The sequence below is a fragment of the Massilia sp. ZL223 genome (genome assembly GCF_018119395.1).
Taxonomy (GTDB): domain Bacteria; phylum Pseudomonadota; class Gammaproteobacteria; order Burkholderiales; family Burkholderiaceae_D; genus Telluria.
This window is the reverse complement of sequence record NZ_JAGPWD010000034.1, coordinates 21,383-47,822: the sequence shown is the minus strand read 5'-3', so window position 1 is coordinate 47,822 and position 26,440 is coordinate 21,383. Positions and strand designations below refer to the sequence as shown.

The 26,440-nt window shown below is 65.6% G+C and carries 30 protein-coding genes; 13 read left to right on the top strand and 17 right to left on the bottom strand.

Annotated features, from left to right (window positions below):
• Position 1 precedes the first annotated feature (1 nt).
• Positions 2–436 carry a hypothetical protein gene (locus KBW95_RS19000; RefSeq protein ID WP_211529054.1) on the top strand — a complete coding sequence of 145 codons (435 nt, stop codon included), beginning with the start codon at positions 2–4 and terminating at the stop codon, positions 434–436.
• On the opposite strand, the gene KBW95_RS18995 is transcribed toward KBW95_RS19000, so the two are convergent.
• Entirely contained in the window at positions 433–1,284 is an 852-nt protein-coding gene (locus KBW95_RS18995) for a PP2C family serine/threonine-protein phosphatase (RefSeq protein ID WP_211529053.1), read from the bottom strand. The two genes, KBW95_RS19000 and KBW95_RS18995, sit on opposite strands and share 4 nt — an antisense overlap.
• Positions 1,285–1,428: 144 nt before the next feature.
• A complete protein-coding gene (locus KBW95_RS18990; protein ID WP_211529052.1) occupies positions 1,429–1,620 on the bottom strand; it encodes a hypothetical protein in 192 nt (63 codons plus the stop codon).
• Between the two features lie 378 nt (positions 1,621–1,998).
• On the opposite strand from KBW95_RS18990, the gene KBW95_RS18985 reads away from it, so the two are divergent.
• The 4 genes from KBW95_RS18985 (at position 1,999) to KBW95_RS18970 (ending at position 7,617) form a co-directional block, all read left to right on the top strand.
• Positions 1,999–2,205, top strand: coding sequence for a hypothetical protein (locus KBW95_RS18985; RefSeq protein WP_211529051.1), 207 nt, complete (start codon positions 1,999–2,001; stop codon positions 2,203–2,205).
• Between the two features lie 237 nt (positions 2,206–2,442).
• Entirely contained in the window at positions 2,443–3,204 is a 762-nt protein-coding gene (locus KBW95_RS18980; RefSeq protein WP_211529050.1) for a peptidylprolyl isomerase, read from the top strand.
• A 73-nt stretch (positions 3,205–3,277) separates the two neighbouring features.
• Positions 3,278–6,340: a peptidase domain-containing ABC transporter gene (locus KBW95_RS18975; RefSeq protein ID WP_211529049.1), complete on the top strand. Its 3,063-nt coding sequence runs from the start codon at positions 3,278–3,280 to the stop codon at positions 6,338–6,340.
• Positions 6,337–7,617: a sigma-54-dependent Fis family transcriptional regulator gene (locus tag KBW95_RS18970; RefSeq protein WP_211529048.1), complete on the top strand. Its 1,281-nt coding sequence runs from the start codon at positions 6,337–6,339 to the stop codon at positions 7,615–7,617. Before KBW95_RS18975 ends, KBW95_RS18970 begins: the two co-directional genes overlap by 4 nt.
• A 790-nt stretch (positions 7,618–8,407) precedes the next feature.
• On the opposite strand, the gene KBW95_RS18965 is transcribed toward KBW95_RS18970, so the two are convergent.
• From KBW95_RS18965 to KBW95_RS18900, 14 genes are all read right to left on the bottom strand, one after another.
• Positions 8,408–9,166 (bottom strand): PP2C family serine/threonine-protein phosphatase, encoded by a 759-nt coding sequence (locus KBW95_RS18965; protein WP_211529047.1) that lies wholly within the window; start codon positions 9,164–9,166, stop codon positions 8,408–8,410.
• Positions 9,167–9,195: 29 nt separating this feature from the next.
• Positions 9,196–9,477, bottom strand: a complete 282-nt coding sequence (locus KBW95_RS18960) for a hypothetical protein (RefSeq protein WP_211525052.1) — start codon at positions 9,475–9,477, stop codon at positions 9,196–9,198.
• Positions 9,478–9,565: 88 nt separating this feature from the next.
• Positions 9,566–9,844, bottom strand: a complete 279-nt coding sequence (locus KBW95_RS18955; RefSeq protein WP_211525053.1) for a hypothetical protein — start codon at positions 9,842–9,844, stop codon at positions 9,566–9,568.
• 42 nt (positions 9,845–9,886) lie between these two features.
• Positions 9,887–10,138: a hypothetical protein gene (locus tag KBW95_RS18950; RefSeq protein WP_211525054.1), complete on the bottom strand. Its 252-nt coding sequence runs from the start codon at positions 10,136–10,138 to the stop codon at positions 9,887–9,889.
• A 71-nt stretch (positions 10,139–10,209) separates the two neighbouring features.
• A complete protein-coding gene (locus KBW95_RS18945) occupies positions 10,210–10,485 on the bottom strand; it encodes a hypothetical protein (protein WP_211529046.1) in 276 nt (91 codons plus the stop codon).
• A gap of 47 nt (positions 10,486–10,532) precedes the next feature.
• Positions 10,533–10,811, bottom strand: a complete 279-nt coding sequence (locus KBW95_RS18940; protein ID WP_211529045.1) for a hypothetical protein — start codon at positions 10,809–10,811, stop codon at positions 10,533–10,535.
• A gap of 395 nt (positions 10,812–11,206) precedes the next feature.
• Entirely contained in the window at positions 11,207–11,458 is a 252-nt protein-coding gene (locus tag KBW95_RS18935; RefSeq protein WP_211529041.1) for a hypothetical protein, read from the bottom strand.
• 66 nt (positions 11,459–11,524) lie between these two features.
• Positions 11,525–11,803 (bottom strand): hypothetical protein, encoded by a 279-nt coding sequence (locus KBW95_RS18930; protein ID WP_211529044.1) that lies wholly within the window; start codon positions 11,801–11,803, stop codon positions 11,525–11,527.
• Between the two features lie 49 nt (positions 11,804–11,852).
• The gene (locus KBW95_RS18925) at positions 11,853–12,131 is read right to left on the bottom strand and encodes a hypothetical protein (RefSeq protein WP_211529043.1); all 279 of its coding nucleotides are present in this window, start codon (positions 12,129–12,131) and stop codon (positions 11,853–11,855) included.
• A gap of 316 nt (positions 12,132–12,447) precedes the next feature.
• Positions 12,448–12,645 (bottom strand): hypothetical protein, encoded by a 198-nt coding sequence (locus KBW95_RS18920; RefSeq protein WP_211529042.1) that lies wholly within the window; start codon positions 12,643–12,645, stop codon positions 12,448–12,450.
• A 78-nt stretch (positions 12,646–12,723) separates the two neighbouring features.
• Positions 12,724–12,975 (bottom strand): hypothetical protein, encoded by a 252-nt coding sequence (locus KBW95_RS18915; protein WP_211529041.1) that lies wholly within the window; start codon positions 12,973–12,975, stop codon positions 12,724–12,726.
• A 65-nt stretch (positions 12,976–13,040) separates the two neighbouring features.
• The gene (locus tag KBW95_RS18910) at positions 13,041–13,319 is read right to left on the bottom strand and encodes a hypothetical protein (RefSeq protein ID WP_211529040.1); all 279 of its coding nucleotides are present in this window, start codon (positions 13,317–13,319) and stop codon (positions 13,041–13,043) included.
• 49 nt (positions 13,320–13,368) lie between these two features.
• Positions 13,369–13,644 carry a hypothetical protein gene (locus KBW95_RS18905; RefSeq protein ID WP_211529039.1) on the bottom strand — a complete coding sequence of 92 codons (276 nt, stop codon included), beginning with the start codon at positions 13,642–13,644 and terminating at the stop codon, positions 13,369–13,371.
• Positions 13,645–13,691: 47 nt separating this feature from the next.
• The gene (locus KBW95_RS18900) at positions 13,692–13,970 is read right to left on the bottom strand and encodes a hypothetical protein (RefSeq protein WP_211529038.1); all 279 of its coding nucleotides are present in this window, start codon (positions 13,968–13,970) and stop codon (positions 13,692–13,694) included.
• Positions 13,971–14,311: 341 nt separating this feature from the next.
• On the opposite strand from KBW95_RS18900, the gene KBW95_RS18895 reads away from it, so the two are divergent.
• Positions 14,312–16,360, top strand: coding sequence for a serine/threonine-protein kinase (locus tag KBW95_RS18895; protein WP_211529037.1), 2,049 nt, complete (start codon positions 14,312–14,314; stop codon positions 16,358–16,360).
• A gap of 16 nt (positions 16,361–16,376) precedes the next feature.
• On the opposite strand, the gene KBW95_RS18890 is transcribed toward KBW95_RS18895, so the two are convergent.
• The gene (locus tag KBW95_RS18890) at positions 16,377–17,450 is read right to left on the bottom strand and encodes a formylglycine-generating enzyme family protein (protein WP_373888824.1); all 1,074 of its coding nucleotides are present in this window, start codon (positions 17,448–17,450) and stop codon (positions 16,377–16,379) included.
• Between the two features lie 173 nt (positions 17,451–17,623).
• Here KBW95_RS18890 and KBW95_RS18885 point away from each other — a divergent pair, with 173 nt between their 5' ends.
• From KBW95_RS18885 to KBW95_RS18855, 7 genes are all read left to right on the top strand, one after another.
• A complete protein-coding gene (locus KBW95_RS18885) occupies positions 17,624–18,061 on the top strand; it encodes a DUF4399 domain-containing protein (RefSeq protein ID WP_211529036.1) in 438 nt (145 codons plus the stop codon).
• Positions 18,062–18,122: 61 nt separating this feature from the next.
• On the top strand, positions 18,123–18,569 hold the full coding sequence (locus KBW95_RS18880) for a DUF4399 domain-containing protein (RefSeq protein WP_211526078.1): 447 nt from the start codon (positions 18,123–18,125) through the stop codon (positions 18,567–18,569).
• Between the two features lie 32 nt (positions 18,570–18,601).
• Positions 18,602–20,557, top strand: a complete 1,956-nt coding sequence (locus KBW95_RS18875) for an HD domain-containing phosphohydrolase (protein ID WP_229429879.1) — start codon at positions 18,602–18,604, stop codon at positions 20,555–20,557.
• A 9-nt stretch (positions 20,558–20,566) separates the two neighbouring features.
• Entirely contained in the window at positions 20,567–21,985 is a 1,419-nt protein-coding gene (locus KBW95_RS18870) for an efflux transporter outer membrane subunit (protein ID WP_211529035.1), read from the top strand.
• A gap of 27 nt (positions 21,986–22,012) precedes the next feature.
• Positions 22,013–23,575: an FHA domain-containing protein gene (locus KBW95_RS18865; protein WP_211529034.1), complete on the top strand. Its 1,563-nt coding sequence runs from the start codon at positions 22,013–22,015 to the stop codon at positions 23,573–23,575.
• Positions 23,572–24,942: an HlyD family efflux transporter periplasmic adaptor subunit gene (locus KBW95_RS18860; protein WP_211529033.1), complete on the top strand. Its 1,371-nt coding sequence runs from the start codon at positions 23,572–23,574 to the stop codon at positions 24,940–24,942. The genes KBW95_RS18865 and KBW95_RS18860 overlap by 4 nt, the downstream gene beginning before the upstream one ends.
• 178 nt (positions 24,943–25,120) lie before the next feature.
• Positions 25,121–26,437: an MFS transporter gene (locus tag KBW95_RS18855; protein WP_211529032.1), complete on the top strand. Its 1,317-nt coding sequence runs from the start codon at positions 25,121–25,123 to the stop codon at positions 26,435–26,437.
• Positions 26,438–26,440 lie beyond the last annotated feature (3 nt).

Sequence of the window (26,440 nt, the reverse complement as noted above, 5' to 3'; positions counted from 1 at the left end):
CATGGCTTTCTCGCTCAAATATCTCGCGCCGGCGGCGGTTTTCCTGGCGGTCGCCGGCGGCGCGCCGGCCGCGGCAGCTTTCGGCCCGGCGTCGCAGGACAGCCGTACCGATGCCGACGCCACCACTTACCGGATCATTCGTTCCGCCCTCCAGTTGCGCGACGTCTCCCTGGGCGTGCACAAGACCTGCCGGGATGCGGCGCCGCTCAAGCCCGCGCGTACCGTCGGGGATTACCTGGCCGGGTTCCTGGCGCACATGCGCTCGGACGCCAACAGCATCAGCACCTCCTGCCATCCTCATGGGGGCCTGCAGCGCTGCGAACTATGGCTCGCGCATGCGGACGGCGACGACGAATGGAAGTGGGGAATCCGCTTCGACATGGATGGCAAGGGGAAGGCCAAGCCGTCGTCGGTGCAATGCCTGGGAGCGGGCTAGGGAGACTCGCGGTGCGGCAGGCACAGGGCCAGCAGCACGGTGATGTTGTCGCGTCCGCCGTTGGCCTTGGCCATGCCGATCAGGCGGGCGCAATCGTGACCGAGGCTGTCGGCGCGCACCTGTTCCAGGACGCGTCCAAGCTCAGCGGTCGGCACGCTGCCGTGCAGGCCGTCGCTGCATAGCATCAGGACGTCGCCTTCGCGGACGGGATGCGAGCGTACTTCGGCCGTGATCGACGGCGCCGGTCCGACCGCCTGCAACAGCAGGTTGCGCGCCGGTAGCTGCTCGAAGATTCCCGATTCGAGCGCCTGCTGGTACAGGGTCTGGTCGCGCGTGAGCTGGTCGAGGACGCCGTCGCGCATGCGGTACAGGCGGCTGTCCCCGACATGGAAGGCCACCAGCGGGGCCTCGGCCGTGGGGCGCCAGAATCCGGTCAGCGTGGCCCCCATGCCGCTGCCGTCGGCATGCCTGCGCGCGCGGTTCTGCGCATACAGATGGGCGTTGGCGTGCGCCACCGCCTCGTGCAAGAGGCGCTTGGCGCCGGCTGCGGGATCAGACCAGGTGCTGTCGGCATCGGGCGCCAGGCGAGTGTCCGCGTCGATCAGGGGAACGCCATGCGCATGCCGGGCGAGATAGTCGCGCATTTCAACCAACACTCCCGCACTGGCCAGCTCACCGGCTGCATGGCCGCCCATGCCGTCGGCTAGCATGGCCAGGCCGAGCGTCTCGTCGAACAGGAAATTGTCTTCGTTGTTGCTGCGGACGGGGCCGACGTCGGTCGCCCCGAACGCCACCATCGCCGGCAAGCGGTGCATACGCGGGGGGGAGAGCGGGATCGGCAGCGTCATCGTGTCCGGGAGTAGCGAAGCGAGCTGGTTGAACCGTGGATCTCAACTTAACACGGCCTTGTCCAAGCCGCAAGAATTCAGTTGAAAAATTGTTCACATCGGTCCGCCGCCTGCTAGCTCTCCCGCTGCCGTTCCGCGTCGTCCTCACGGATGGCGCGGCAGCCGCGGCGCACGCACGATGACGACCGCCATCGTTCCCGCCGTCGCAATGTTTCGCGCTACCGGCGCCGATGGCTTGGCCTTGGCTTCCGGCAGGCTGTCGAGCGCGAATTTACCGGCGCCGAGGACGCCCAGCGTGACGACGAAAATGGCTTCCATGTGCTTGTGGATGTTCATGATGTTCCCCTTCGATGGCTGGTTTCGGAAAAGTGCGGAGCGTTTCGCTTGCCCACGGCTTCCCTATAGCATTTGGCGTGCCAGCCCCAAGGCGCCGGACGGCGCGGCAGAATGAAAAAGGGGATCTTTCGAGAGCGCGGGCGCTCAGCCGTAAATGCCCGAACCCGCCTGGGACGTCGGGCCGGAAACAACACCCTGAAGCTGCGCTGTCGGTTCCGGCCCAACAGCCAGGGGCCATTCGCATCCGCCGGAAAAGGACGCGCTCCCGACGGCAAGCAGCCGTCCAGCGCAGACCCGCCCTGGCACATTCCATGCATCGCTCCTGGCGAGCATTGACCACAAGCTCGCCCCCATCCAACTACATCGAGGAGCACTATCATGGAAACCCTGGTTATCAAGGATCTCGTCATCACGGAATGCGATCGGCGCGGCGCCGTCCGTTCGCTGTCGCGCAAGGAAATGAAGCTGGTTCAAGGCGGACGCGCCATTTCCGTCCTGGTCGACGGCCGCCCCGGCGGCGTGGTCGACGACTTCCAGCTGCAGATGGCAATCTTCAAGGGCGACATCGGCGTCCGGGTCGTCTGAGTTGGCCCGCAAGCATCCACACAACAGGGAAGCCGGCGCTTCGCCGCAGGCTTCCCACCGGCATATCAACAATTTCCACGCGCGGGCAGCGGCGGCATTGTATTTCGCCGATCGAGCTGCTAAAACTGAAAGGTGACGCTGTAGGTCGCTGCTTGGCCATGCGGGTTCGCGCCCGGGGCAAGCGTCGAGCGATCCCGGCTGTCTTTCCGTGCGACGCGAGGACCTCGAGGAGACGTCATGGCAGGAATCGTGCGTATCGACGATGAAGTGATCGATACCGACTACTTCATCAGGACATTGAAACTCACCGGCCAGTTCGAAGGCCTCGTCGAACAGCTGGTGCGCGAGAAGCTGACCGTGCGCGCCGCAAAGAAGGCGGGGCTGGCCCTGGCGCCGGACGACATCCAGGAGCGCGCCGACCAGTTCCGCCGCATCCAGGGGCTGCACCGTGCGGCCGACATGAACAATTACCTCGACGCCCTTGGCGTCAGCCTGGACGAGTTCGAGGACTTCATCACCGAAGGCCTGTACCACGAGCGCATGATGGCGCAGGTGTGCAGCGAGCAGGCCGTCGAGCAGTATTTCAAGCTGAACTCTCCGAAGTTCGACAGCGTCGAAGTCAGCCACATCGTGGTCGACTCCGAGGGCAAGGCCAAGGAGATGATGTCGGTGCTGGAAGAAGACCCCGACAGCTTCGCGGAGATGGTGCGCGAGTATGGCGTCGGCGACGGGCGCGAGAACGGCGGCGTGATCGGCAAGGTCTTGCGCGGCTCCCTCCCGGCCCACATCGAAGCGCGCGTGTTCAACGCCGCCCCCGGCGAACTGCTGGGGCCGTTTCCCTCGCAGGATCGGGAACTGTACGAAATCTATATGGTCAACGCAAAACACCCCGCGGCCCTGGACGAGGACACCGCGGTCGAAGTGCGCCGCCTGCTGCGTGAGGAGTGGCTGGTGGCAAGGGCGCAGGAGCACATTATCGAGGCTTGTTCCACGCGCTGAACCGGCCGGGCGCTGCACGTCCCGCCGGCCAGGCGCACCACGCAATTGACGGGGACTCCCGGCAGGCACAAACATGGAATCCATTGCGCCCCAACAGCAATCCTCCGCGGAGTTCCTGTCGACGGTGGAGATCCTCTCCGTCTTCAAGCCTGAGGAGCTGGAGCAGCTTGCCGCCGCGATCCAGACGCGGTCCTATGCCTTCGGCGACACCATCTGCAAGGCCGGCGACCCGGCCGACGGGCTGTACATCATCAAGTCCGGCTCGGTGCGCGTGTTCACCGAAGAGCACGGCAAGGAAATCAGCATGGGGGTGCGCAAGGCGGGCGAGGTCTTCGCCGAGATCGCCATGCTGCGCAGCAGCCGCCACGAGATGTCGGCGCGCGCCGCCCTGAAGACCGAGCTGTGGTTCATCCCGCGCGCGGCGATCGAGCCGGTGGTCGCGCGCGATCCTCCCGCCCTCGACTTCATCAACAAGGCGGTGGCCGTCAGCTCGGCCGGCGGGCTGGTCGCGCGCCTGTTCGATCTGCGCGGCAAGGTCAGCAAGCCGGAGCTCGACGAGTTCGTGCACAGCGTCGGCGTCAAGCGCGTCGCCGCCGGCAAGGAAATCCTCAAGCAGGGCGCGCGCGACGAGCGCCGCCTCTACGTGGTGCGCCAGGGCGAGGTGCGCGTCGTGGTCCAGGACGCCAACGACGAGTATGTCCTCGCGACCCTGGGGCCGGGCGAGATCTTCGGCGAAAAGGCTTGCCTGATGCGCCAGGAACAGCCCGCCTCGGTGGTGGCCGCGTCCGAGGCAACCCTGCTGGTGATCCCGGAAAAGTCCGCCCATTTCATCCTCGAACGCAACGCCCGTTTCCGCGAGGTGATCGAGGACCGCGTCCGTTTCTTCGAGCGCGAACTGCATCGCCAGAAGAAGCTGGCCGAACGCCGCAAGCGTCCCGTCGTGCTCGACCTGGCTTCTCAACCCAAGTCCGGCGAGAAAGTGATCAAGCGCTTTGCCTGGGTCGAGCAGGCCGAGGAAATGGACTGCGGCGCGGCCTGCCTGGCGATGCTGTGCCGCCACTACGGCATCAACATGACGCTGGGTAAACTGCGCGAACTGGCCAACGTCACCGCGCAAGGCGCGACCCTGGACAGCCTGGCCCGGGCCGGCGAGGCCCTCGGCTTCGGCACCCGCGGCGTGCAATGCACCTACGACGCGCTGCTCGGCTTCGAGCTCCCTTTCATCGTGCACTGGGAGGGCTACCACTACGTGGTGGTCTACGGCGTGTCGCGGGAGCAGGTATGGGTGGCGGACCCGGCCGTAGGCTTCCGCAAGATGAGCGTCGAGGAGTTCGAGCGCGGCTGGAGCGGCACCTGCCTGGTGTTCACGCCGGGCCAGCAAATGGTCCACATGGAGGCGGCGCGCTCGCCCTGGCTGCGCTTCGTCGGCTACCTGCAGCCGTTCCGGAAGATCCTGCTGCAGCTCTTCCTGGCCACCTTCGTGATCCAGATGCTGGGCATCGTCCCGCCCATCATCATCCAGAACATCCTGGACGGGGTGCTGGTGCACCAGAACATCGGACTGCTGCACCTGCTGATCCTGGGCCTGGTGATCGCCACCGCCTTCAGCCAGATCATGACGACGGTGCGCGCCTACCTGTCCAACTACATGGTGCGCAACCTCGACTTCTCGATGATGGCGCAGTTCTTCAAGCACACGATGTCCTTGCCGTACTCCTTCTTTGCCAAGCGCAAGACGGGCGATATCCTGGCGCGCTTTTCCGAGAACCAGACCATCCGCGCCTTCCTCACCGAATCGACGGTGACGACCCTGCTCAACCTCCTGATGGTCTTCATCTACTTCACGATCCTGTTCTTCTACAACGTAAAGCTGACCCTGCTCCTGATCGCCTTCGTCATTCCCATCATCGCCCTGACCGTCGTGGCCACGCCGCGGGTCAAGGAGTACGCGCGCGAAGTCTTCGCCGCCTCCACCGATGCCCAGTCCTTCCTGATGGAAGCGCTGGGCGGCATCGAGACCATCAAGGGCATGGGCAGCGAGCGCCCGGTGCGCCTGAAGTGGGAGAAGAAATACGTCAAGGCGCTGGAGACGCAGTACCGCGCCCAGTCCTTCAACATCCTGGTCGGCCTGGCGAGCCAGCTGCTCAACGCCGCCACCACCATCGTGATCCTGTGGGTCGGCGCCACCCTGGTGCTGAGCCGCGAACTCACCATCGGCCAGCTGATGGCCTTCAACGCCCTGATGGCCAGCGTGCTGGGGCCGCTGATGGGCCTGGTCGGGCTGTGGAGCCGCATGGCGGACGCCACCGTCGCCATGGAGCGCCTGGGCGACGTGCTCGACATCGAGCCCGAGCAGAAACCGGCCGACCTCGGCTCGCGCGTGGTCCTCCCCGACCTGCAGGGCGAGCTCAAGCTCGATCGCATGTATTTCCGCTACGGCGCCGACGACGCGCCCTATGTGCTCGAAGACATCAGCATCGACATCAAGCCGGGCGAGCTGGTGGCCATCGTCGGGCGCAGCGGCTCCGGCAAGACCACCCTGGCCAAGCTGCTGGTGGGCTTTTACCCGCCCAGCGAGGGCAAGCTCTTCGTGGACGGCTACGACATGGCCGTGATCGACAAGGACTACTACCGCGCCCAGGTAGGCTATGTGATGCAGACCAACCTGCTGTTCTCCGGCACCATTGCGGAAAACATCGCCAGCGGCGACGAGAGCCCGGACCGGCGCCGCATCGAGGAAGTCGCCAAGATGGCCGACGCGCATGCCTTCATCAGCAAGATGCCGCTGGGCTACGAGCAAGTCGTCGGGGAGCGCGGCCTGGGCCTGTCCGGCGGCCAGGTGCAGCGCCTGTGCATCGCCCGCGCCCTCTACCACGACCCGCGCCTGCTGGTCTTTGACGAAGCGACCTCGGCCCTCGACACCCAGTCCGAAAGCAATATCATGGCGAACATGGAGGCGATCCTGGCGGGCCGCACGGCCGTCATCATCGCCCACCGCCTCAGCACCATCATGCGTGCCGACAAGATCGTGGTGCTCTACGAAGGGAAGGTCGTCGAGCAGGGCCGCCACGAAGAGCTCCTGGCGCGGCGCGGCATGTACTACGAGCTGGTGCAGAAGCAGCTGGGTGCGGCATGAAACTGTTCAACCCGGGAGGGGAGCGCGGATCGGCGATGTCGTATGCCGGCCTGCTGGAAAAGATCGAGATCATGCGCTCGACCTTGCGCTGGGCGACCCGGATCGAACGCCCCGATATCGAAAAGCTGCTGCGCCAGGCCAATACCTTGCGCGACGAGGTCATGCAGCTCTCGCACAAGGAGCGCTTCGTGCAGGCCGTCAGCAAAGGGACGGCGGACGGCGAAGCGGCCGAGGCGCCGGCCGAATTGTCCACCGGCGAACGCCGCCAGGCGCTGCTGGCGCGCAGCTTCGTGTTCGAGGGCACCTTCGGCGACAATCCCAAGCTGCTCGACGCGCTCGAGATTGCCGAGAAAGCCGCCCCCACCGACCTGCCGGTGCTGGTGGACGGCGAAAGCGGGACCGGCAAAGAGCTGATGGCCAAGGTGATCCACGCCAATGGTTCGCGCGCCGACAAGCCGTATATCTCCGTCAATTGCGGCGCGATCCCCGACAGCCTGCTCGAATCGGAACTGTTCGGCCACAAGAAGGGCGCCTTCACCGGCGCCGCCAACGACCGCAAGGGCAAGTTCGAAAGCGCCCACAAGGGCACGATCTTCCTGGACGAGATCGGCGAGCTGCCGCTGCCGGGACAGGTCAAGCTGCTGCGGGTGCTGCAATCGCACGAAATCCAGCGCGTCGGCTCGGACGAGACCATCGCCGTCGATGCGCGCATCGTGGCGGCCACCAACAAGAACCTGCGAAAGCTGATCGAGCAGGGGAGCTTCCGCGAAGACCTGTTCTACCGGCTAAGCGTGATCCACGTGACCCTGCCGCCGCTGCGCGACCGCAAGGACGAGATTCCCTTGCTGATCGCCTATTACGGCGACGAAGCGGCCGAGGCGCTCAAGCGGCGGCCGGTGGCGCTGACGCCGCGCCTGCGCAGCTTCCTGCTGCGCTATTCGTATCCGGGCAACATTCGTGAACTGCGCAATCTGCTCTACCGCTTGTCCTGTCTGGCCGGGGAGACGGCCGACCTGGCGCACCTGCCCGAGGACATCCGTCCCACTGCGGCCCGCCCAGGCGCGGCGCCAGGCGCGCCCGCGGCCGGGATCTCGCTGGCCGAGGCGAAACGCGCCGCCAGCGACGACGCGGAACGCGATTGCTTGGAGCGCGGCCTGCAGGAGGTAGGAGGCACGGTAGCGGAGCTCGCCCGGCGCTGGGACATGAACCGCTCGCACCTGCAGATCCTGCTGAAGAAGCACGGCCTGCACTCGAAGGATTTTCGCAAGGAATCTTGATTTGTTTTAAATAAATGTGATGTTGCATTCAGCTTGGCCGTGAAAAGAAAATGCTGTAGCAACAGCGGTTCCAACCGCTTCCAAAGCTCGGTGCAGTTCCAGCGCTCGACCACCGACATTGAATTCGCAACTGTCTATATATTTTTATTTGTTTGATTTAGCGTTACTTCCCTCGCCGCTGCACGGATCTGCTGGCGGATACTGAGGGGCACAGTCCCAGTCCTGATTAGAGAGCTATTACTTTTTGCGTTTTTTGAAGATGTCCTGTCATCTCAAAAGGAACAGAGACACCAAAACATTGTATGGCCTGGTCAATCAGAGGTGGTTTGATTTCCTCATCCCCGCTATATAGCGTGAACGAAATGTCGGCCTTGGCCGCCAACCCAATCGTTTCTTTGAGGCAAAATTTACACTTAACCTTATCCAATGTCTGAAGTCGTTTGGAAACATCGCCCGAGACATAGGTAAACATTGTCCTAAACTTTGAGACGACATAAATCTGATTTCCTATGTTTAAGAAATTGTAATATGCCTCACCCTCATCACTGTCGAAATCGGGTTTAGTGACGACTGTTAGTCCACCTACACTTACCGGCCCAATCCCTACAGCGTCTATCAGAAAGGATATCCACATATCAGCTCCCTTGTTTAGTTATTCATGTGCTGACTCCAGAATATATCTTGCAACGAATTGCTCCTTCGCAAATCCACATTTATAATACTTTCCTCGTCCGCCGAACTCTATAGTGTTCTATAGGGTTTAGTTCGCCTATGTCTTCTGAAGGATAGATCATAAGGCAGGGTTGATCATCGTCCGGTCGGCCGACAGATCTTCTGCGTGCACTACCACGGCAGTGACGTTGTCGCGGCCCCCACTGGCCAGCGCCATCGCGATCAGCTCCTGGGCCGCGCGCTCGCAGTCGGCATTCGCCAGGACTGTCGCGATGGATTGCTCGTCGACAGGGTTGCTGAGGCCATCGCTACAGAGGAGGAACACGTCCCCGTCGCGCACCGCCAGCGGGGCGACATCGAACTCGATCGTGTCGGAGGCGCCGATCGCGCGCGTGATCATGTTGGAGCCGACCGCGGCGGCGGCGGCATCCGCGCCGCGCGCCCTGAGCTCCTCGGCCTGGCTGTGGTCGCGGGTCAGCTGCTGCAGGCGGCCCTGGCGGTACAGGTAGATGCGGCTGTCTCCCGCCCACAGGCTGGCCGTGTCCCGCCCGCAAGCGAGCAGGGCGACCACGGTGCTGCCGATGACGGGGACGTGGCGTTCGAGCGCGCTGCTGCGCAACGCCTGGTTCACATGGCTCAGGCCGGCGCGGGCGGAGGCGATGAAATCCGCCAGGTCGAGGGGAGGGGGCAAGGCGGCGAGCGCATCCACGACGGCGCGGCTGGCCAGGTCGCCGAAAGCGTGTCCGCCCATGCCGTCCGCGACAGCCCACAGTCCGCGCTCGGGCTGGACGAGGTAGGCATCCTCGTTGCGGCTGCGGACCGGGCCGACGTCCGTGCGCGCGGCAGAGGTCCAGTGGAAGGCGCTGTCGCAGCTCATCGCATCGCCGGTTTTCCTTTCCTCCGGGTCTAGCGCAGCGCGTTGTTCACGCTGCTTTCATCCACGACGACATCGAGCGTGGCGCCCGCGCCGGAATTGATCACCGACACCGTCTGGAACTGGTTGATCATCTGGTCGGCGAAATTGTTGATCTGGTAGAAGTTGATGACCGGGGCCTGGGAAGGCAAGCGGTCCACGAAAGGCCTGATCCAGCCAAATACCCAGGGAGCGCCGGCGCCGCGAATGGCCGACATCGCTTCGCGATCCAGCGGCGTGCTGACGGGAAGGTCCTTGATGGTAATGCTAGCCATGGTGCATCTCCGTGAAAGGGAAGGAGACAGGAGGCCTGTCTCCCCAGTGTAGACCAAGAATGCGCGGTCGTCCGGGCCTTTTTTGCGCTCAGCGCTGGACGATCTTGTTTTCGCCGTCTTGCGACACGTGGCTGTTCACGTGCACGCCGCCCACGAAGGCCGAACCGTTGGCGGTGGCGGTCAGGACTTCCTGCGCCTGGCCCAGGTTCTGGACCGCGGTGATCGAGGAGTCGTGGCGCGGTGCGTATACCAGGTCGCCCAACTGGTAGGAAGGCGAACCCATCTTCCAGCCGCCGCGCACGGCGGCAAGGGTCGGACGGTCCAGGTGTTCGTTGCGCGAGAGGTCGCTGATGATCAAGGTTTTCATGTGCTGCTCCTGAATGAATGGATGGGGATGAGGGTGTCTGGCTTAGAACACGGCCTGGTTGCGGGCCCACAGCGAAGCGTCCAGGTCGATGTCCGGGCCCTTGAAGCCGGCGCCGATCACGCCATTATTGTTGAGCACGTTGATGCCGATTTGCTGGAACTGGCCGATCTGCTGGTTCACGTTGACATTGACGTTCACGTCCTTGCCGAAGGCATGGCCGCCCCGGACGGACGACATGGCCTGGTGGTCGAGGGGGGCGCTGTGCGCCAGGTCTTGGATTGCGATGGACGACATGGTGTTCTCCTGAATGAATGATGGCGGGACGCTGCGCGGTGGATTGAAGCACCGCGCAGCGGCGGCGATGCTTAGCCGATGATCTTGTTCTGGCCGTTCTGGTCCACGTGGCTGTTCACGTGCACGCCCTTGACGAAGGCCGAGTCGTTGGCGGTGGCGGTCAGGACGCTCTGGTCCTGGAACAGGTTCTGGGTGGCGGTGATCGACGAGTCGACGTTCGGCGCATAGGTCAGGTCGCCCAGCTTGTATTGCGGCGAGAACATCCGGAAGCCGCCGCGCACGGCGCTCATGGCGCTGCGGTCGAGTTGTTCGGTACGGGCCAGGTCGGCGATGATCAGGGTTTTCATGGTCGTGCTCCTTAATGGTGTGTGTGCGTAATTGATGTGTGGGGAAATCAGCGGCGGACGATCAGGTTTTCACCGTGCTGGTCGACATTGCTGTTGACGTGCACGCCGCCGACGAAGGCCGAGCCGTTGGCGGTGGCGGTCATCACTTCTTGCACCTGGCCCAGGTTCTGGGAGGCGGTGATCGAAGAGTCCTTGCTCGGGGCGTAGAACACGTCGCCATATTGGTAGCTGGGCATGCCCATTTTCCAGCCGCCGCGCACGGCGTTCATGGTGTTGCGGTCCAAGTCTTCGGTGCGGGCCAGGTCGGTGATGGTCAAGGTTTTCATGCTGATTTCTCCTAAGTAGTGAGTGGTGTTTGGCGAGCATTTTGGTTGGCGCTCGATAGACATTGAGCAGATTGCGTGCCAGGTCCGCGTCACGCGCTCGTCGCGAACGCAAGTCATTGAATGCAAAAGAGTTTTATAGGATCCGGCCAGGAGGCAGAGGAAAATGGTGGCGATGGCGCACGAGGGGCTGATGGCGCCGCCCAAACACGTAGCGCCATGCTGTTTGGCGCCGCCCAACACCAAAGCCGGTGTGAAACAAGCGAAAAAAAACCGTTCAGTATGCGGCTGAACGGTTTCGCAAGAGGTGGACGAGGCTAGTGCGCTTTGGGGCCTTGAAGGTTAACGGGGTCCATCCCATTGCTGGGATGGAGGAAGGTGATCCAGGCGGGGTCTGCTCAGAAGACCGCCTTGTTCTCCGCCCACAATGATGCGGCCACATCGATATCGGGGCCCTTGAAGCCGGCGCCGATCACGCCGTTGTTGTTCAGGACATTGATGCCGATTTGCTGGAACTGGCCGATCTGCTGGTTCACGTTGACATTGACGTTGACGTCCTTGCCGAAGGCATGGCCGCCGCGGACGGACGACATGGCGTGGTGGTCGAGGGCGGCGCTGTGCGCCAGGTCTTGGATTGCGATGGACGACATGGTGTTCTCCTTGGTTGGGGCGGGGCGCTTCGCGGGAACCCGGCGGGCTCCCGCGAAGCCGCAGGCTTAGCCGACGATCTTGTTCTGGCCGTCTTGCGACACATGGCTGTTCACGCTCACGCCGTGGCCGATGAAGGCGGCGTCGTTGGCCGTGGCCGTGAGCACGCTCTGCTGCTGGCCCAGGTTCTGGACCGCGGTGATCGACGAGTCGTGGCTCGGTGCGTAGGTCAGGTCGCCCAGCTTGTAGGAAGGCGAGTACATGCTCCAGCCGCCACGCACGGCGCTCATGGCGCTGCGGTCGAGTTGTTCGGTGCGGGCCAGGTCGGCGATGATCAGGGTTTTCATGGTCGTGCTCCTTAATGGTGTGTGTGTGCGTAAATGATGTGTGGGGAAATCAGCGGCGGACGATCAGGTTTTCACCGTGCTGGTCGACATTGCTGTTGACGTGCACGCCGCCGACGAAGGCCGAGCCGTTGGCGGTGGCGGTCAACACTTCCTGCACCTGGCCCAGGTTCTGGCTGGCGGTGATCGAAGAGTCCTTGCTCGGGGCGTAGAACACGTCGCCGTACTGGTAGCTGGGCATGCCCATTTTCCAGCCGCCGCGCACGGCGTTCATGGCGTTACGGTCCAGGTCTTCGGTGCGGGCCAGGTCGGTGATGGTCAAGGTTTTCATGCTGATTTCTCCTAAGTGGTGAGTGGTGTATTGGCGAGCATTTTGGTTGGCGCTCGATAGACATTGAGCAGATTGCGTGCCAGGTCCGCGCGATGTGTTCGCCGTGATCACAAGCCATTGAATACAAAGGGGTTTTGGTGAGGGTGGCGAGCCAGCGGTGGCAAGCGGGCACGCGTAGCCACGGGCCGGGTGATGGCGCGCTTCCAACAAGTCGCGCTAGCCTGTTTGGCGAGGCCCAACACCATCATCTGGATCGCGCGCGCAAAAAAAACCGTTCAGCTTTTGACTGAACGGTTTCGTGTGGGTGGACCAGGATTTAGCGCGATGGCGGCCTTGTGGCGGCAGCTTGTGCGGCGCTGCCGGCCGAGATGTCGTAGAGCCGCACGCGCCTGGCGGCGGGACGGACAAGCACGCCGCCGCCAGCCCGCATGCGCGAGCCGCCGGCGATCGCGAGCATTGCTTTGCGATCGAGTTCGGTGCTTTCCGTCAGGTCCTTGATGACGATGCTAGCCATGATGCCTCCTTCGGATGGATGGTTAACGGGGTCCATCCCATTGCTGGGATGGAGGAAGGTGATCCAGGCGGGGTCTGCTCAGAAGACCGCCTTGTTCTCCGCCCACAGCGAAGCGGCCACATCGATATCCGGGCCCTTGAAGCCGGCGCCGATGACGCCGTTGTTGTTCAGGACATTGATGCCGATTTGCTGGAACTGGCCGATCTGCTGGTTCACGTTGACATTGACGTTGACGTCCTTGCCGAAGGCATGGCCGCCGCGGACGGACGACATGGCGTGATGGTCGAGGGCGGCGCTGTGCGCCAGGTCTTGGATTGCGATGGACGACATGGTGTTCTCCTTGAATGGGGCGGGCGCTTCGCGGGAACCGGCGTGGCTCCCGCGAAGCCGCTGGCTTAGCCGACGATCTTGTTCTTGCCGTCCTGCGACACGTTGCTGTTCACGCTCACGCCATGGCCGATGAAGGCGGCGTCGTTGGCCGTGGCCGTCAGCACGCTCTGCTGCTGGCCCAGGTTCTGGACCGCGGTGATCGACGAGTCGTGGCTCGGCGCGTAGGTCAGGTCGCCCAGCTTGTAGGAAGGCGAGTACATGCTCCAGCCGCCGCGCACGGCGCTCATGGCGCTGCGGTCGAGTTGCTCGGTGCGGGCCAGGTCGGTGATGGTCAGTTTATTCATGGCGATTCTCCTCAAAAGTATAGTCAGTTTGCTGGGGTTGCGAAGGGCTTCAGCCGATGATCTTGTTCTGGCCGTTCTGGTCCACGTGGCTGTTCACGTGTACGCCCTTGACGAAGGCCGAGTCGTTGGCGGTGGCGGTCAGGACGCTCTGGTCCTGGAACAGGTTCTGGGTGGCGGTGATCGACGAATCGTGGGTCGGCGCATAGGTCAGGTCGCCCAGCTTGTATTGCGGCGAGAACATCCGGAAGCCGCCGCGCACGGCGCTCATGGCGCTGCGGTCGAGTTGTTCGGTACGGGCCAGGTCGGCGATGATCAGGGTTTTCATGGTCGTGCTCCTTAATGGTGTGTGTGCGTAATTGATGTGTGGGGAAATCAGCGGCGGACGATCAGGTTTTCACCGTGCTGGTCGACATTGCTGTTGACGTGCACGCCGCCGACGAAGGCCGAGCCGTTGGCGGTGGCGGTCATCACTTCTTGCACCTGGCCCAGGTTCTGGGAGGCGGTGATCGACGAGTCCTTGCTCGGGGCGTAGAACACGTCGCCGTACTGGTAGCTGGGCATGCCCATTTTCCAGCCGCCGCGCACGGCGTTCATGGCGTTGCGGTCCAGGTCTTCGGTGCGGGCCAGGTCGGTGATGGTCAAGGTTTTCATGCTGATTTCTCCTAAGTGGTGAGTGGTGTTTGGCGAGCATTTTGGTTGGCGCTCGATAGACATTGAGCAGAATGCGTGCCAGGGCCGCGCCATGCGCCCGCAGCGAACGCAAGTCGTTGAACATAAAGGGAATTTAGAGAGGGTGGCGGGAAGGCAGTGGCAAGTCGGCATGCGCGCCCCTGGGCACGGTGACGGTGCGCTACCAACAGTTCGCGCGATCCTGTTCGGCGAGACCCAACACCAGGCAAGCCGAGCGCGCTCGATACGGCGCGAAGGCTTGATCATCTGGCATTTCGTGCTAGTCTCAATCTAAGGCGCTCGGGATAGCCACACTCAAAATCATGGACAACTTCGCTCAGGCGATACACCAGTTGCAGAGCGGCGCCCTGCAGCGTCCCGAGTTCTTTGCGCAGCTCGACCGCGCGCTGGCGAACACGACCGATAGCGCGGGCCGCTTGCTGGAAGTCCTGAGTACCGAGCACAGGCGCAAGGCGCTGCCTATCGAGGTGTATACCGAAGTGCAGCACCGCATCGAGCGCCTGATCGCCGCGCGCCAGCGCGAGGGCGGCGACGATACCTTTGTCCAGACCAAGCCCGGCGCCCGCACGGTGCGCGATCCGTCTCCCTTGCCGCCGATGCCGCCGCCCGGCGACGACGAGGGCGAGCCCGAACGCATGAAAGGGGTGGGCGATACCCTCAACGGCCGCTTCGTGCTGGAGGAATGCGTCGGCTTTGGCGGCATGGGTACCGTCTACAAGGCGCTCGACCTGCGCAAGCTAGAGGCCTCGGACCGCAAGCCCTACATCGCCATCAAGGTCCTGAACGTCCAGTTCCGCGGCCACCCGAAATCGCTGATCGCCCTGCAGCGCGAGGCGCGCAAGGCGCAGGCGCTGGCCCATCCCAACATCGTCTCGGTCTACGACTTCGACCGCGACGGCCAAATGGTCTACCTGACCATGGAGTTCCTGCAGGGTAAGCCGCTGAGCCAGGTGCTGCGCGTGCAGGGATTCAGCGGCATGCCGTATGCGCAAGTGCTGCCCATCGTCACCGGCATGGGCAATGCGCTGGCATATGCGCACGGGCGCGGCTTCGTCCATTGCGACTTCAAGCCCGGCAATGTGATCCTGACCGACTCGGGCATCGTGAAGGTGATCGACTTCGGGATCGCGCGCGTGTTCCAGAAGACCGAGGAAGACGCCGACGTGACTGTGTTCGATCCGGGCAGCCTCGGCGCCCTGACCCCGGCCTACGCGAGCCCGGAAATGCTGGAGCACCGCGACCCCGACCCGCGCGACGATATCTACGCGCTGGGCTGCATCACCTACGAGCTGTTGACGGGGCGCCATCCCTACGACCGGGTGTCGGCCCTGCAGGCGCGCGGCGCGGGCATGAAGCCGCAGCGGCCCGCCAAGCTGGGGCGCGCCCAATGGCATGCCCTGCGCTGTGCGCTGGCCCTGGAGCGCGAGGCGCGTACGCCGACGGTGGCGCGCTTCCTGGCCGACTTCGGATCGACTGGCCTGGCGGGACGCAAGGGCTTGATCGCGGGCGCGGCGCTGGGCGGGCTGGCCATCGTTGCAGCGGCAGTGGCGGGCTGGTACTACCTGGAACGGCGGCCAGCGCCCGTGGCGACGGCGGAGGCGCCCGCCGCCGCTGTGTCCGAGCCCAGCTCCGCGCCACCGGCGCCGCAAGCAGCGCCTGCGCCGCCGACTGCCGCCACCTTGGCGGCCGCGCTGGCGCGCATACCCTGCTCGGCGCTGAGCGGCGCCGTCAGCGGCGAAACGGTGGAGGTCCGGGGTTTCCTGTCCAGGTCGGTTGGAGAGCAGGGGGTGAAGAACGCGCTGCTGGCCCTGCCCGGCGTCGCCTCGGTCAAGCTCGACGCGCAACAGGTGGATGCCGACAAGTGCCAGATCGTCTCGACCTTCGCGCCCTACTGGGTGGCGCACCGCCAGGCCGGCGGCGGCGCCGCCATGCGCCTAGCGGGCGCCGCGCCGGGCGGCAAGGCCGAATTGACCGAGGGCGATTCCCTCATGATCGACGTCACCACGCCCGGCGCCGAGTCCTTCATTACCCTCGATTACTATTCGCTGCTGGCCAACGTCACCCACCTGCTGCCCAACCCGCGGGCGCGCGACAGCCGGGCGCCGGCGAATTACACCGCCACCATCGGCAGCCTGGGCGAGTGGGGTATCGGCGCGCCTTTCGGGACCGAACTGGTGGTGCTGGTGACGACGCCCGTGGCGCTGTTCGACACGCCGCGTCCCGTCTCCGAGCCGAGCGCCGCCTATCTGTCGGACGTGGCGAAGCGGCTGGCGCAGATCCAGGCGCAGAGCGGCCCCGGCAGGATCGGTGTCGAGTTCCTGCAGATCAGCACCAGGGCGCGCCGGCGCTAGCCCCGGCCAGCCAGGCTTATTTCAGGCTGCGCGCCACCCGGAAGCCATTCTGGAACTGGCGCACGCTGGCGTCGTAGCGGAAGCGCGTCGACGCGACCATGTAGGGCGCCCCCTCGCGCCAGGAGCCGCCGCGAATGACGCGCACGCGGCAGTTGGGCTCGTCCCAGCTGCGGCTGTCCGTGGGCGCATCCTTGAAGCTGTTGTGCCAGCAGTCGCTGACCCATTCCCACACGCTGCCGCTGGTGTCGTGCAGGCCGAAGGCATTGGCGGCGGAGCTGCCAGCCCTGGCCGGCCCCTCGTTGGCCCAGGGCTGGCCGCATTCCTTGCAATTGGCCTTGCCGGTCGCCATCTGTTCGCCCCACCAGTAGCGCGTGGACGTGCCGCCCCTGGCCGCGTACTCCCACTCGGCCTCGGTCGGCAGGCGGTAGGGTTTGCCGGTGGTGCTGGCCAGCCATTTCACGTACTGCTGGGCATCGTCCCAGCTGACGTCGCGGATCGGCGCGTCAGGAGGGGTGTTGGCGGCCTGGGTGGTCTTCTGGCAGCCGCCGGCGTTCACGCAGGCGTTCCACTGCTGCACGGTGACTTCGAATTTGCCGATCGCGAACGGTGCAGTGATGGCCACGCGGTGCGCAGGCTTCTCGCTGGGATCGCTGTTGTTGCTGCCCATCGTGAAGCTGCCTGCGGGCAGGGCGATCAGCGGCGGGCAGGCGGGACAATCCTTGATCACCGAGCCAGCGGTGGGCCTGGCCGCCGACGCTGCCGGAGCAGCGCTTGCCGGCGCGGGCGCGGGCTGGGCGGGCCGGGAAGGGGGCGGTTTGGCGGCGGTGGCTGGCGCGGTGACAGCCGGTGCGGTCTTTGCCGGCGGCGGCGCCGTTCCCTGGGCCTGGGCCGCGCGCAGGCGGGCGATCCTGGCTTGGGCGAGGGCCGCGAAGCGGCCTTTCGGGTAAGCCTTCAGGTAGGCTTCGTAATCGCTGACGTGTTGGCTGTCCTTGATCGATTCCCAGAACGCCAGCTCGAATTGCTCGGCGCTATTCTTGGGAACGACCCCCGCAAGCTGAAGGTCGGCGCTGCGATGCTGGGCCTTTGCCACAGACGCAAAAAGCGGGCCCGCCAGTACGCAAACTATCAAAAGTGTGTGCCACATGAGCGGCTCCTTTTTCATGCTGCGTTTGAGAGGAATTACCTTGCGATCTGACTGAGAGTGTGCCAGATTTAAGAGTATCGATGCACACCTCAGTCCATCTTCGGCGGGAGGTTTCAATCATGCGCCACATCCGGGTTCTTCCTGTGCTGTTTGCGGCATGCCTGCATTGCGGCGCGGCCATTGGCCAGCCGTCCGGCGCACCCGCGGCTGCCCCCGCCAACGCCCAGGTCTACTTCATCTGGCCCCATGACGGCACGGTCATCAACGGCGGCAAGTTCTGGGTCCGGATGGGGCTGCGCAACATGGGCGTCGCGCCCAAGGGAACCAATATTCCCCACACCGGTCACCATCACCTGCTGATCGATACCGAGCTGCCGTCGATGACGGAACCGATCCCCAACGACCGCAACCACCTGCACTTCGGCGCCGGCGAAACCGAAGCCCGCGTCGAGCTGCCGCCAGGCACCCACACCCTGCAGCTGCTGCTGGGAGACAAGGACCACGTGCCGCACAAGCCGCCGATCCAGTCCAAAAAGATCACCATCACGGTGCGCTAGGCTGCGGCGCGGCCCTTGCCGGCGCGCGCTGTCGGAGACCGCAAAGAACAAGGAGAAGACCATGCGCAAACTGTTCGCCGTCGCTGCCCTGACGGGGAGCCTCGCCGCTGTTGCAACGATTGCCGGCATGGCCGTCATGCCGGTGCATGCGGCCGACGCGCCTGCCAACGCCTATTGCTATATCGGCTGGCCGCGCGACGGCGAGGTGATCGCCTCCGGCAAGCCTTTCCGGGTCTGGTTCGGCCTGCGCCATATGGGCGTGGCGCCCAAGGGCGTGAACTTCAGCAATACCGGTCACCATCATTTGCTGATCGATACCGAACTTCCGCCGGCCGGACAGGTCATTCCATCGGATCGCAACCACCTCCATTTCGGCGCCGGAGAAACGGAAACCATGATCGAGCTGCCACCCGGGAAGCACACGCTGCAGTTGCTGATGGGCGACGCGGACCACGTGCCCCATACGCCGCCCGTGAAGTCTAAAAAGATCACGATCACCGTGAGGTGAGCGGATGTCCGGGCGCGCAGGGGAGTCAACCCATGGAACCGAATGCAACATTCTCCGCCGCCGCCGGACCCGTCAGCGCCTACATCGAATGGCTGGGGACGGAATCGGGCAAGCCGGCCGTGTTTCCGCTGCATGACGAAGCGGTGATCGGCCGCGGCCCGCAGGACGCGCTGGCGAACGACAAGAATATCTGCATTCCGGAGCAAACCATCAGCCGCCGCCATGCCCGCATCCGGCGCCGCGGCGCGAATTATTTCATCGAGGACCTGCACTCGCGCAATGGCACCTTCGTGTCGGGCGAGCGCCTCCCGCCGGGCAACTGGCATGCGCTGCGCGACGGCGAAGAGCTGGCGCTGGCCTCGGCCCAGCTGGTGTTCCATTCGCTGATGCTGCCCGAACGCGGCAGCGCGCCGACCGTCATCACCCGGTCGGTCGACGCCACCCGCTTCGCGCCCGTGGTGGACACCCGCAATGCCGGGCGCAGCGAACTGGAGAACACCGTGCACCGCCTGCACGCGATGGCCCAGGTGAGCATCGCGCTCGGCGCCGTCACCGACCAGGAAACCCTGATCGACAAGATCATGAATCTGATCTTCGACCTGTTTCCGCTGGCCGAGCGCGCCTTCATCATGCTGCGTGGAACAGAGCGCGATCCGCCGCGCCCCGTTGCCGCAAGGCGTCGCGGCGGCACGGTGGAAGACCCCGCCCAGCTGCGGATCTCCCACACCATCGTCGACGAAGTCCTGGTGCGCAAGCGCGCCATCCTGTCGGTCGATACGCTGGCCGACCGCCACTTCGGTTCCCACGAGTCGATCGTGGCCCAGGCGATCCTGAGCGTCATGTGCGTCCCGCTGATCATCGGCGACGAGGTGCTGGGCCTGCTCCAGGTCGATACTTCGTCCGACCCCTACGCTTTCCAGGAGGCCGACCTCGAGATCCTGAGCGGCGTGTGCGCCGAAACGGCCGTGGCGCTGAAGAATTTCCAGTTGTATTCGGACATCAAGGGCTTGCTCGACGGCTTCGTATGCGCGTCGGTGCAGGCGATCGAGGAGCGCGATCCCGTCACCGCAGGCCACTCCTTCCGCGTGGCGGGCTACGCCGAAGCGCTGGCGCTGGCGATGGAGCATGCCGGCGACGCCAGCCTGCGCGCCGCCGCCTTCACGCCGGCCCAGCTGCGCGAGATCCGCTACGCAGCGCTGCTGCACGATTTCGGCAAGGTCGGGGTGCGCGAGCACGTGCTGCGCAAGGAAAAGAAGCTGCACCATGCCGACATGCGCCTGCTGGAGGAACGCTTCCGCTACGCGCGCGCCTGCCTCGAGCGCCATGCCTGGCGCAGCCTGGCGGAACGCCACCTGCATGGCGAGCTCAGCATGACGGAGTTCCGCCGCGAGCGCGAGCGCATCGAGGCCGAGCTGCTGGCCGAGGGCGCGCGCCTGGACGGCTTCCTGGAGCTGATCGTGCGCGCCAACGAGCCCTCGGTCTCGCACACCGAGCCGCCCGCCGAACTCGACGCGATCCGCTGCCACGCCTGCACCGGCGCCGACGATCCAGGGTTCCGGCTGCTGAACGACGAGGAATTCAGCGCCCTCAACATCGGCAAGGGCTGCCTGACGCCGGACGAACGCCGCCAGATCGAGGCCCACGTGGCCGATTCGTATTCTTTCCTGATCCTGATTCCCTGGACCCGCGAGCTGGCCGGGGTACCCGCGATCGCCCACGGCCACCACGAAAAGCTGGACGGCTCCGGCTATCCGATGGGCTTGCGGGACGGGCAGATCAGCCTGCAGACCCGCATCCTCACCATCAGCGACATCTACGACGCGCTGACCGCGCGCGACCGTCCCTACAAGCAGGCGGTGCCGCCCGAACGGGCGCTCGACCTGATCGCCGAGGAGTGCCGCGCCGGCCACCTGGACGAACGGCTGTTCAGGGTGTTCGTCGATTCGAAGGCTTGGGAAAAAGGCGGCGAGCTGCGCGCCAACACATGAGGGGGCTCCATGAGACCGACATCGAGCAGGTTCAAGAGACAGGCCCTGGCCGGCGCCATGCTGGCGCTGCTGTGCGGCTGCGCCGATGTCAGCATGAAGCCTTACCAGCGGCCCGAGACCCCGGCCAAGACGGCCTGGTCGAGCCAGCAGGGCTTGCCGGTCGCGCCCAGCGAGATGATCGCGCCGGACTGGTGGCGGCAATTCCGCGATCCCTACCTGGACCAGCTGGTCGAGCGCGCCCTGGGCGCCAACTTCGACCTCAAGATCCTGGCTGCCCGCATCCGGGTGGCGGGCGCGGAACTCGACGAGGCGCGCGCCGGAGCCTTGCCGACCCTGGATGCCGGCGCGGGCGCCAGCTTCGAGAAGAGCACCGGCCAGAAATTCACCAAGCAGTTCAATCTCGGCACCCAGGTCAACTGGGAAATCGACGTCTGGGGCAAGGTGGCCAAGGGCGTGGAAGCCCAGACCGCCGAATTCAAGGCTACCGAGGCCGACTGGCGCGCCGGTTACCTGAGCCTGGTGTCGGACGTGTCGACCACGTACTTCCAGATCATGCAATTCGACGAGATGGTCGCCCAGCAGGACAAGACCCTGCAAAAGAACCGGGATATCCTGGCCGCCTACGAGGCAATGATGCAGCAGGGCCTGGTGCCGCAGACCCGGGTGATGCAGCAGCGCGCCGAAATCAACCGCATGAGCAAGGACTTGATCGAACTGCAGCGCTTGCGGGCGCTGGCCGCGAATGCGCTCGCGACCCTGCTCGGCACGCCGGCCGGCGACCTCCAGGTGCCGCCCGGTTCCCTCCAGCAGCGCGTGCAGCTGCCCACGGTGCCGGAAGGGCTGCCCTCCGAGCTCCTCAAGCGCAGGCCGGACGTGGTCGCCGCGGAGTACCGGGTGCTGGTGGCCTACGACCTGGTGGGGCAGTCCAAGCTGGCCCAGCTGCCGTCGATCAGCCTGACGGGACGCGGCGGGACCTCCAGCTTCGCGCTCGGCTCCCTGCTCAAGTCCTTCACCTTCGGCCTGCTCCCGAGTATCAACTTCCCGATCTTCGACCCGAGCGTGAAGGCGCGCATCAAGACCAGCGAAGCGCGCACCGAGGTGGCCGAGCAGCAGTACCGGCGCGTGGTGATGGGCGCGTTCGAGGAAGTCGAGAACGCGCTGGTCAACCTGGACGCCCACCGCCGCCAGCGGGTCGAGCTGCAGGCGCAGTCCGAGCAGCTGGCCACGGTCGCCACCCAGGTGGAGGCCCAGCTCAAGGAGGGCATGGTGTCGCAGCTGGAAGTGTTCGAGGCCCAGCGCAGCCTGCTGTCCGCGCAGCTGGCGCTGCTGGCCAACCACCAGCAGATCCTGTCCGACACCGTGACCTTGTACAAGGCCCTGGGCGGGGGCTGGCCGGCCGTGGAGGTGCGCAATGCCGCGCGCAATTGAGGGCGGAGCCCTGGGGAGCGCCGTATCATGGCTGCCGAAATGATGGCGGCGCCTCCGCGCACCGGGCCGGACAGCGCGGCCGGCACGGCGTCGATGATCGTGCTCGAGCCGGTCTCGCATCCCGAACTGGAACCGATCCGCATCCCCGACAGCCTGTTCGCCATCGGCCGCACCGAAGCGCCTTTCGACAACTATCCCGCCGGGCTCGCCGGCGACCTGTCGCGCCGCCATGCGCGCATCTTCTGCGAGCACGGCGCCGTGTACCTGGCGGACCTGGGCAGCAAGAACGGCACGACGGTCAACGGCGTCGCCGTCAAGCAGGCGATCGCGCCCCTGCACAACGGCGACCTGGTGGGCTTCGGCAAGACGCTCAGCTACCGGGTGCGCCTGGAACAGGCCGCGCGGCCGGCCGGGCTGTCGCGCCCGTCCAGCCTGACGCTGTGGCCGGAGAACGCCGGCGCGGACGTCCAGCCGATCGTCGTCACCGAGTTTCCCTTCCTGATCAGCAAGGCCGACGACAGCTTCGCGCGCTACCGCGACAGCAGCCCGGCCCAGCTCAACTACCTGTCGCGGCGCCATGCGCACGTGTTCCTCAAGGGCGGGGAGCTCTACCTCGAAGACCTGGGCAGCACCAATGGCAGCTTCGTCAACGGCGTGCGGCTGCAGGAGCATGCGGTCGCGCTGCATGACGGCGACGTGCTGGCCTTCGGCGGCCGGCATTTCGTCTACCGGGTGGAGGTGCAAAGGGCGGCCGAGCCCGACCCCACCCTGACGCGCATCGGCGCGCTGGCCGGCGCGGCTGCGGCCGCCAGCGATGCCGACAAGACCACCTTCGTCGCGGCCGCCGATTCCTTCCTGGAGATCTTCTGCGTCGATGCTGGGCCTGGACAGGACGACACACCGCAGGCGTCCGCGCCGCCGGCGCAGATGGAGGACGAGCCGGGGCCGGGCAGCAAGTTCGCGCTCATGGTGACGGGACTGTACAAGGCCTTCGGCGGCAAGCGCAAGCTCGACCTGCACCGGGTACGGACCTGGAGCCTGGCTGCGGCCGCGATGATCATGGTGCTGGGCTGGGCGCTGTTCGCGCTCGAGGGGCCGGAGGGCGAGGTCGAGGGCTTGCTGGCCGACGGCGCCTATGCGCAGGCGGCGGCGGTCGCCAGCCAGGCCCTGGCCCGCGACCGCGGCAACGCCCGGCTGGCGGCCCTCGGCACGGAAGCCGTGCTCAAGGCGGGACTGCCGGACTGGATGGCGTCGCTGCGCGCGGGACAGTACCGGCGCGCGGCCAGCCAGGTCGACGCGATGCGGCGCCAGGCCCGCGATAATCCCGAGCTCGCAACTTTGCTGGCCGAGCTGGACTGGATCGTGCAGCTGAAGTCCTTCGTTGCCGCCAGGGGCGGCGCCCAGGCGCCGGTGCGCGATGCGGCCGACCGCGCCGGGGTCGAACGGGTGCTCAAGCAATGGGAAGAGCAGAACGAGGCCCACCAGCGCGCCTTCGCGACCATTTCCGCCCACGTGCCCGCCTACCGCGACGCCTACGCCGATGCGCTCAGCGAGCTGCGCAGGCTGGCCCTGGTGCGAGGCCAGTCATGAAAGCGCAAACCCTGACCCCGTTGACCGAGGCGCTCGAGGACCACAGCGCCGAGGGGATCTCCATCCTGACCGCCGATCCCTGGCGCTACAGCCAGGCCCTGGTCTACACCATGGTCGGGCTGGTGCTGGCGGCGCTGCTGTGGTCCTTCTTCGGCCATGCCGACGTCCTGGTGACGGCGAACGGGACACTGGTGCCTGCCTCGGAGGTGCGGCGCCTGTATGCGCCCATCGACGGCGAGCTGAGCAACATCTACATCGCCGAGGGCCAGCCGGTGAACAAGGGCGACGTGGTGGCGCGCATCTACGCCCGGGGCGCGATCGAGGCGGCCAGGAATGCACTCGAGGCGCGCCTGAAGCTCGAGGATGCGGAACGCGAATGGCAGGAGTTCCCCGAGAAGAAGGCGCTGATGGAAAGGCGCGCCGCAGCGCTCAAGGAGGCGGTCGGGGTCGAAGCGCGCCAGCTCGAGCGCCGCACTGGCGAGGGCAGCAGCAGCCTGTCGCAAAGCCAGCAGGCGCAGCTGCAGGAAGCCCGCACCAACTTCGAGGACGCCCGCCGCGCCCGCGACGCGGCAAAGGACGAGGCCGACAAGTACGCGCGCCTGTTCGCCTTGCCCGGCGGGGGCGGCGTGTCGCAACTGCAGGTCGAAAGCAAGAAGAACGCGCAGCTGGCGGCCGAGAACGCCATGCGCGTGGCCCAGGCGCGCATCGCGGAGCTCAGCGCACGCCAGCGCCTGGAATCGAGCCAGGCCAGGTCGGAACTCGAGACCGGCGAGCAGGAGCTGACCCGGCTGCGCCTGCAGTCCGAGGCGGCCGACCGGGAAGTCGCCAACGCCGAGGACAAGCTGCGCCTGCAGGTCCAGACGGCGCGCCTGGTGGCCGAGGCCGCGGCGCGCATCAAGTTCGAGAACATCGACAAGGAAAACTTCCTGCGCATCGTCGCACCGGTCGACGGCGTGATCACCGAAGTGACCTCGACCCAGCCCGGCGACAAGATCCAGGCCAACGCGCCGCTGGGCGGCATCGCGCCCAAGGATGCGAAGCCGGTGCTCAAGATCGAGATCGCCGAGCACGACCGGGCTTTCGTGCGCGAAGGCCAGGCGGTGCAGCTGAAGTTCAATGCCTTTCCCTACCAGCGCTATGGCCTGGTCCAGGGCACGCTGCAGTCCATCTCGCCGGCGACGCGGCCTTCGCCGCAGAGCAAGCAGCCGGTGTACGAAGGGCGTGTTACCTTGTCCCAGGACCACTACAAAGTGGGCGAGACCAGCTATCCGCTGCGCTACGGAATGACGGCGGTGGCGGAGATCGTGGTGCGCGAGCGGCGCCTGATCGACCTGGCGCTCGATCCGTTCAGGAATGTCGGCGGGTGAACGGCCTGTAGGGGCTGGAGCAGATGCCGCCGGCTAGTGTGTGATCCAACGGGCAACGAAAACATGAGGGAGAGCCAAGCGGTGGACGATTGCGTTTGACAGTGCGCGAGTGCACTGTTCCCAACAGCTTTTTCTTGCAAACTAGCCGACAGAAAAAGCGAAAACGGAGGTGAACGCGATGTCGACCGCATCCGCCACGGTGGAACAGGGCATACGGCTAGCCGGCGTGGGGCGGTTCCAGTACCGCCTCTTCATGATATTCGGCCTGGTCTGGATGGCCGACGCCATGCAGGTGCTGTCGATCGGCTTCAGCGCGCCCTCGATCGCCCAGACCTTCGGGATCGGGGTGCCGCAGGCCCTGCAGACCGGTACGTGGTTCTTCGTCGGGATGCTGGCCGGCGCCTTTGGTTTCGGCCGCCTGGCCGACCGCATCGGGCGCCGGCCGGTGCTGATGTCCGCGGTGGTGGTCGACGCCTGCTTCGGCGTGGCCTCGGCTTTCGCGCCCGACTTCGGCTGGCTGCTGGCGCTGCGCTTCCTGACCGGCGTCGGGGTGGGCGGCACCCTCCCGGTCGATTACACCATGATGGCGGAATTCCTTCCCAGCGACCGGCGCGGGCGCTGGCTGGTGCTGCTCGAATCCTTCTGGGCAGTCGGCACGGTGGCCCTGGCGGTGCTGGCCCTGTTCGCGGTGCGTTGGGGGCCGGATGCCTGGCGCGTGATCTTCTTCGTCACCGGCCTGCCGGCCCTGATCGGCGTGGTGCTGCGCCTCTACGTGCCCGAGTCGCCGATGTACCTGCACCGCAGGGGCCAGGCCGAGCAGGCGCGCGCGGTGCTGGAGCGGGTGGCGAACGCCAACGGACGCGAGGTGGCGATTCCCCCGCTGGATGCGGCGGTGGCGCCCAAGCAGCCGCTGTCCGCGCTGTTTTCGAACCAGCTGAGAAGGCGCAGCCTGTCGCTGTTCGTGGCCTGGGCCTTGACATCGATCGCCTATTACGGCGTGTTCGTCTACCTGCCGGTCAAGCTGAGTGCCGAGGGCTTCGGCTTCATGCGCGGCCAGGAATTCCTGATCCTGCTGGCGCTGGTGCAACTGCCCGGCTTTGCCCTGTCGGCCTATGGCGTGGAGCGCTGGGGGAGGAAGCCGACCCTGGTCGGCTTCCTGCTGCTGAGCGCAGCGGGCTGCATGTTCTACAGCCTGGGCGGCACCACTGCGGTGGTGGTCGGCGCGACCCTGTTGATGAGCTTTGCGCTGCTGGGGACCTGGGGCGCCTTGTATGCCTTCACGCCCGAGGTGTATCCGACCGACCTGCGCGCCAGCGGCATGGGCATGGCGGGCGCCGTGGCCCGCTTCGGCGGCCTGTTCGCGCCGGCCATCGTGGCGCCGGTGATGGCGACCCATTTCACCCTCGCGCTGGCCATGCTGGCCGGCTTCCTGGCGCTGGGCGCGCTGGCGATCCTGAATGTCGACGTGGAGTCGCGCCAGCGCGCCCTGGAGTAAGCG

What these genes read in the sequence shown, in the direction of transcription:
- KBW95_RS18980 (WP_211529050.1), top strand. Translation starts at nt 2,443, where the DNA reads ATGGCAGGAATCGTGCGTATCGACGATGAAGTGATCGATACCGACTAC.
- KBW95_RS18860 (WP_211529033.1), top strand. Translation starts at nt 23,572, where the DNA reads ATGAAAGCGCAAACCCTGACCCCGTTGACCGAGGCGCTCGAGGACCAC.
- KBW95_RS18865 (WP_211529034.1), top strand. Translation starts at nt 22,013, where the DNA reads ATGGCTGCCGAAATGATGGCGGCGCCTCCGCGCACCGGGCCGGACAGC.
- KBW95_RS18895 (WP_211529037.1), top strand. Translation starts at nt 14,312, where the DNA reads ATGGACAACTTCGCTCAGGCGATACACCAGTTGCAGAGCGGCGCCCTG.
- KBW95_RS18905 (WP_211529039.1), bottom strand. Translation starts at nt 13,644, where the DNA reads ATGAAAACCCTGATCATCGCCGACCTGGCCCGTACCGAACAACTCGAC.
- KBW95_RS18940 (WP_211529045.1), bottom strand. Translation starts at nt 10,811, where the DNA reads ATGAAAACCTTGACCATCACCGACCTGGCCCGCACCGAAGACTTGGAC.
- KBW95_RS18990 (WP_211529052.1), bottom strand. Translation starts at nt 1,620, where the DNA reads ATGAACATCCACAAGCACATGGAAGCCATTTTCGTCGTCACGCTGGGC.
- KBW95_RS19000 (WP_211529054.1), top strand. Translation starts at nt 2, where the DNA reads ATGGCTTTCTCGCTCAAATATCTCGCGCCGGCGGCGGTTTTCCTGGCG.
- KBW95_RS18935 (WP_211529041.1), bottom strand. Translation starts at nt 11,458, where the DNA reads ATGTCGTCCATCGCAATCCAAGACCTGGCGCACAGCGCCGCCCTCGAC.
- KBW95_RS18885 (WP_211529036.1), top strand. Translation starts at nt 17,624, where the DNA reads ATGCGCCACATCCGGGTTCTTCCTGTGCTGTTTGCGGCATGCCTGCAT.
- KBW95_RS18975 (WP_211529049.1), top strand. Translation starts at nt 3,278, where the DNA reads ATGGAATCCATTGCGCCCCAACAGCAATCCTCCGCGGAGTTCCTGTCG.
- KBW95_RS18995 (WP_211529053.1), bottom strand. Translation starts at nt 1,284, where the DNA reads ATGACGCTGCCGATCCCGCTCTCCCCCCCGCGTATGCACCGCTTGCCG.
- KBW95_RS18985 (WP_211529051.1), top strand. Translation starts at nt 1,999, where the DNA reads ATGGAAACCCTGGTTATCAAGGATCTCGTCATCACGGAATGCGATCGG.
- KBW95_RS18910 (WP_211529040.1), bottom strand. Translation starts at nt 13,319, where the DNA reads ATGAATAAACTGACCATCACCGACCTGGCCCGCACCGAGCAACTCGAC.
- KBW95_RS18875 (WP_229429879.1), top strand. Translation starts at nt 18,602, where the DNA reads ATGGAACCGAATGCAACATTCTCCGCCGCCGCCGGACCCGTCAGCGCC.
- KBW95_RS18925 (WP_211529043.1), bottom strand. Translation starts at nt 12,131, where the DNA reads ATGAAAACCTTGACCATCACCGACCTGGCCCGCACCGAAGACCTGGAC.
- KBW95_RS18915 (WP_211529041.1), bottom strand. Translation starts at nt 12,975, where the DNA reads ATGTCGTCCATCGCAATCCAAGACCTGGCGCACAGCGCCGCCCTCGAC.
- KBW95_RS18950 (WP_211525054.1), bottom strand. Translation starts at nt 10,138, where the DNA reads ATGTCGTCCATCGCAATCCAAGACCTGGCGCACAGCGCCCCCCTCGAC.
- KBW95_RS18965 (WP_211529047.1), bottom strand. Translation starts at nt 9,166, where the DNA reads ATGAGCTGCGACAGCGCCTTCCACTGGACCTCTGCCGCGCGCACGGAC.
- KBW95_RS18900 (WP_211529038.1), bottom strand. Translation starts at nt 13,970, where the DNA reads ATGAAAACCTTGACCATCACCGACCTGGCCCGCACCGAAGACCTGGAC.
- KBW95_RS18855 (WP_211529032.1), top strand. Translation starts at nt 25,121, where the DNA reads ATGTCGACCGCATCCGCCACGGTGGAACAGGGCATACGGCTAGCCGGC.
- KBW95_RS18970 (WP_211529048.1), top strand. Translation starts at nt 6,337, where the DNA reads ATGAAACTGTTCAACCCGGGAGGGGAGCGCGGATCGGCGATGTCGTAT.
- KBW95_RS18945 (WP_211529046.1), bottom strand. Translation starts at nt 10,485, where the DNA reads ATGAAAACCCTGATCATCGCCGACCTGGCCCGTACCGAACAACTCGAC.
- KBW95_RS18880 (WP_211526078.1), top strand. Translation starts at nt 18,123, where the DNA reads ATGCGCAAACTGTTCGCCGTCGCTGCCCTGACGGGGAGCCTCGCCGCT.
- KBW95_RS18920 (WP_211529042.1), bottom strand. Translation starts at nt 12,645, where the DNA reads ATGGCTAGCATCGTCATCAAGGACCTGACGGAAAGCACCGAACTCGAT.
- KBW95_RS18870 (WP_211529035.1), top strand. Translation starts at nt 20,567, where the DNA reads ATGAGACCGACATCGAGCAGGTTCAAGAGACAGGCCCTGGCCGGCGCC.
- KBW95_RS18960 (WP_211525052.1), bottom strand. Translation starts at nt 9,477, where the DNA reads ATGGCTAGCATTACCATCAAGGACCTTCCCGTCAGCACGCCGCTGGAT.
- KBW95_RS18930 (WP_211529044.1), bottom strand. Translation starts at nt 11,803, where the DNA reads ATGAAAACCCTGATCATCGCCGACCTGGCCCGCACCGAACAACTCGAC.
- KBW95_RS18955 (WP_211525053.1), bottom strand. Translation starts at nt 9,844, where the DNA reads ATGAAAACCTTGATCATCAGCGACCTCTCGCGCAACGAACACCTGGAC.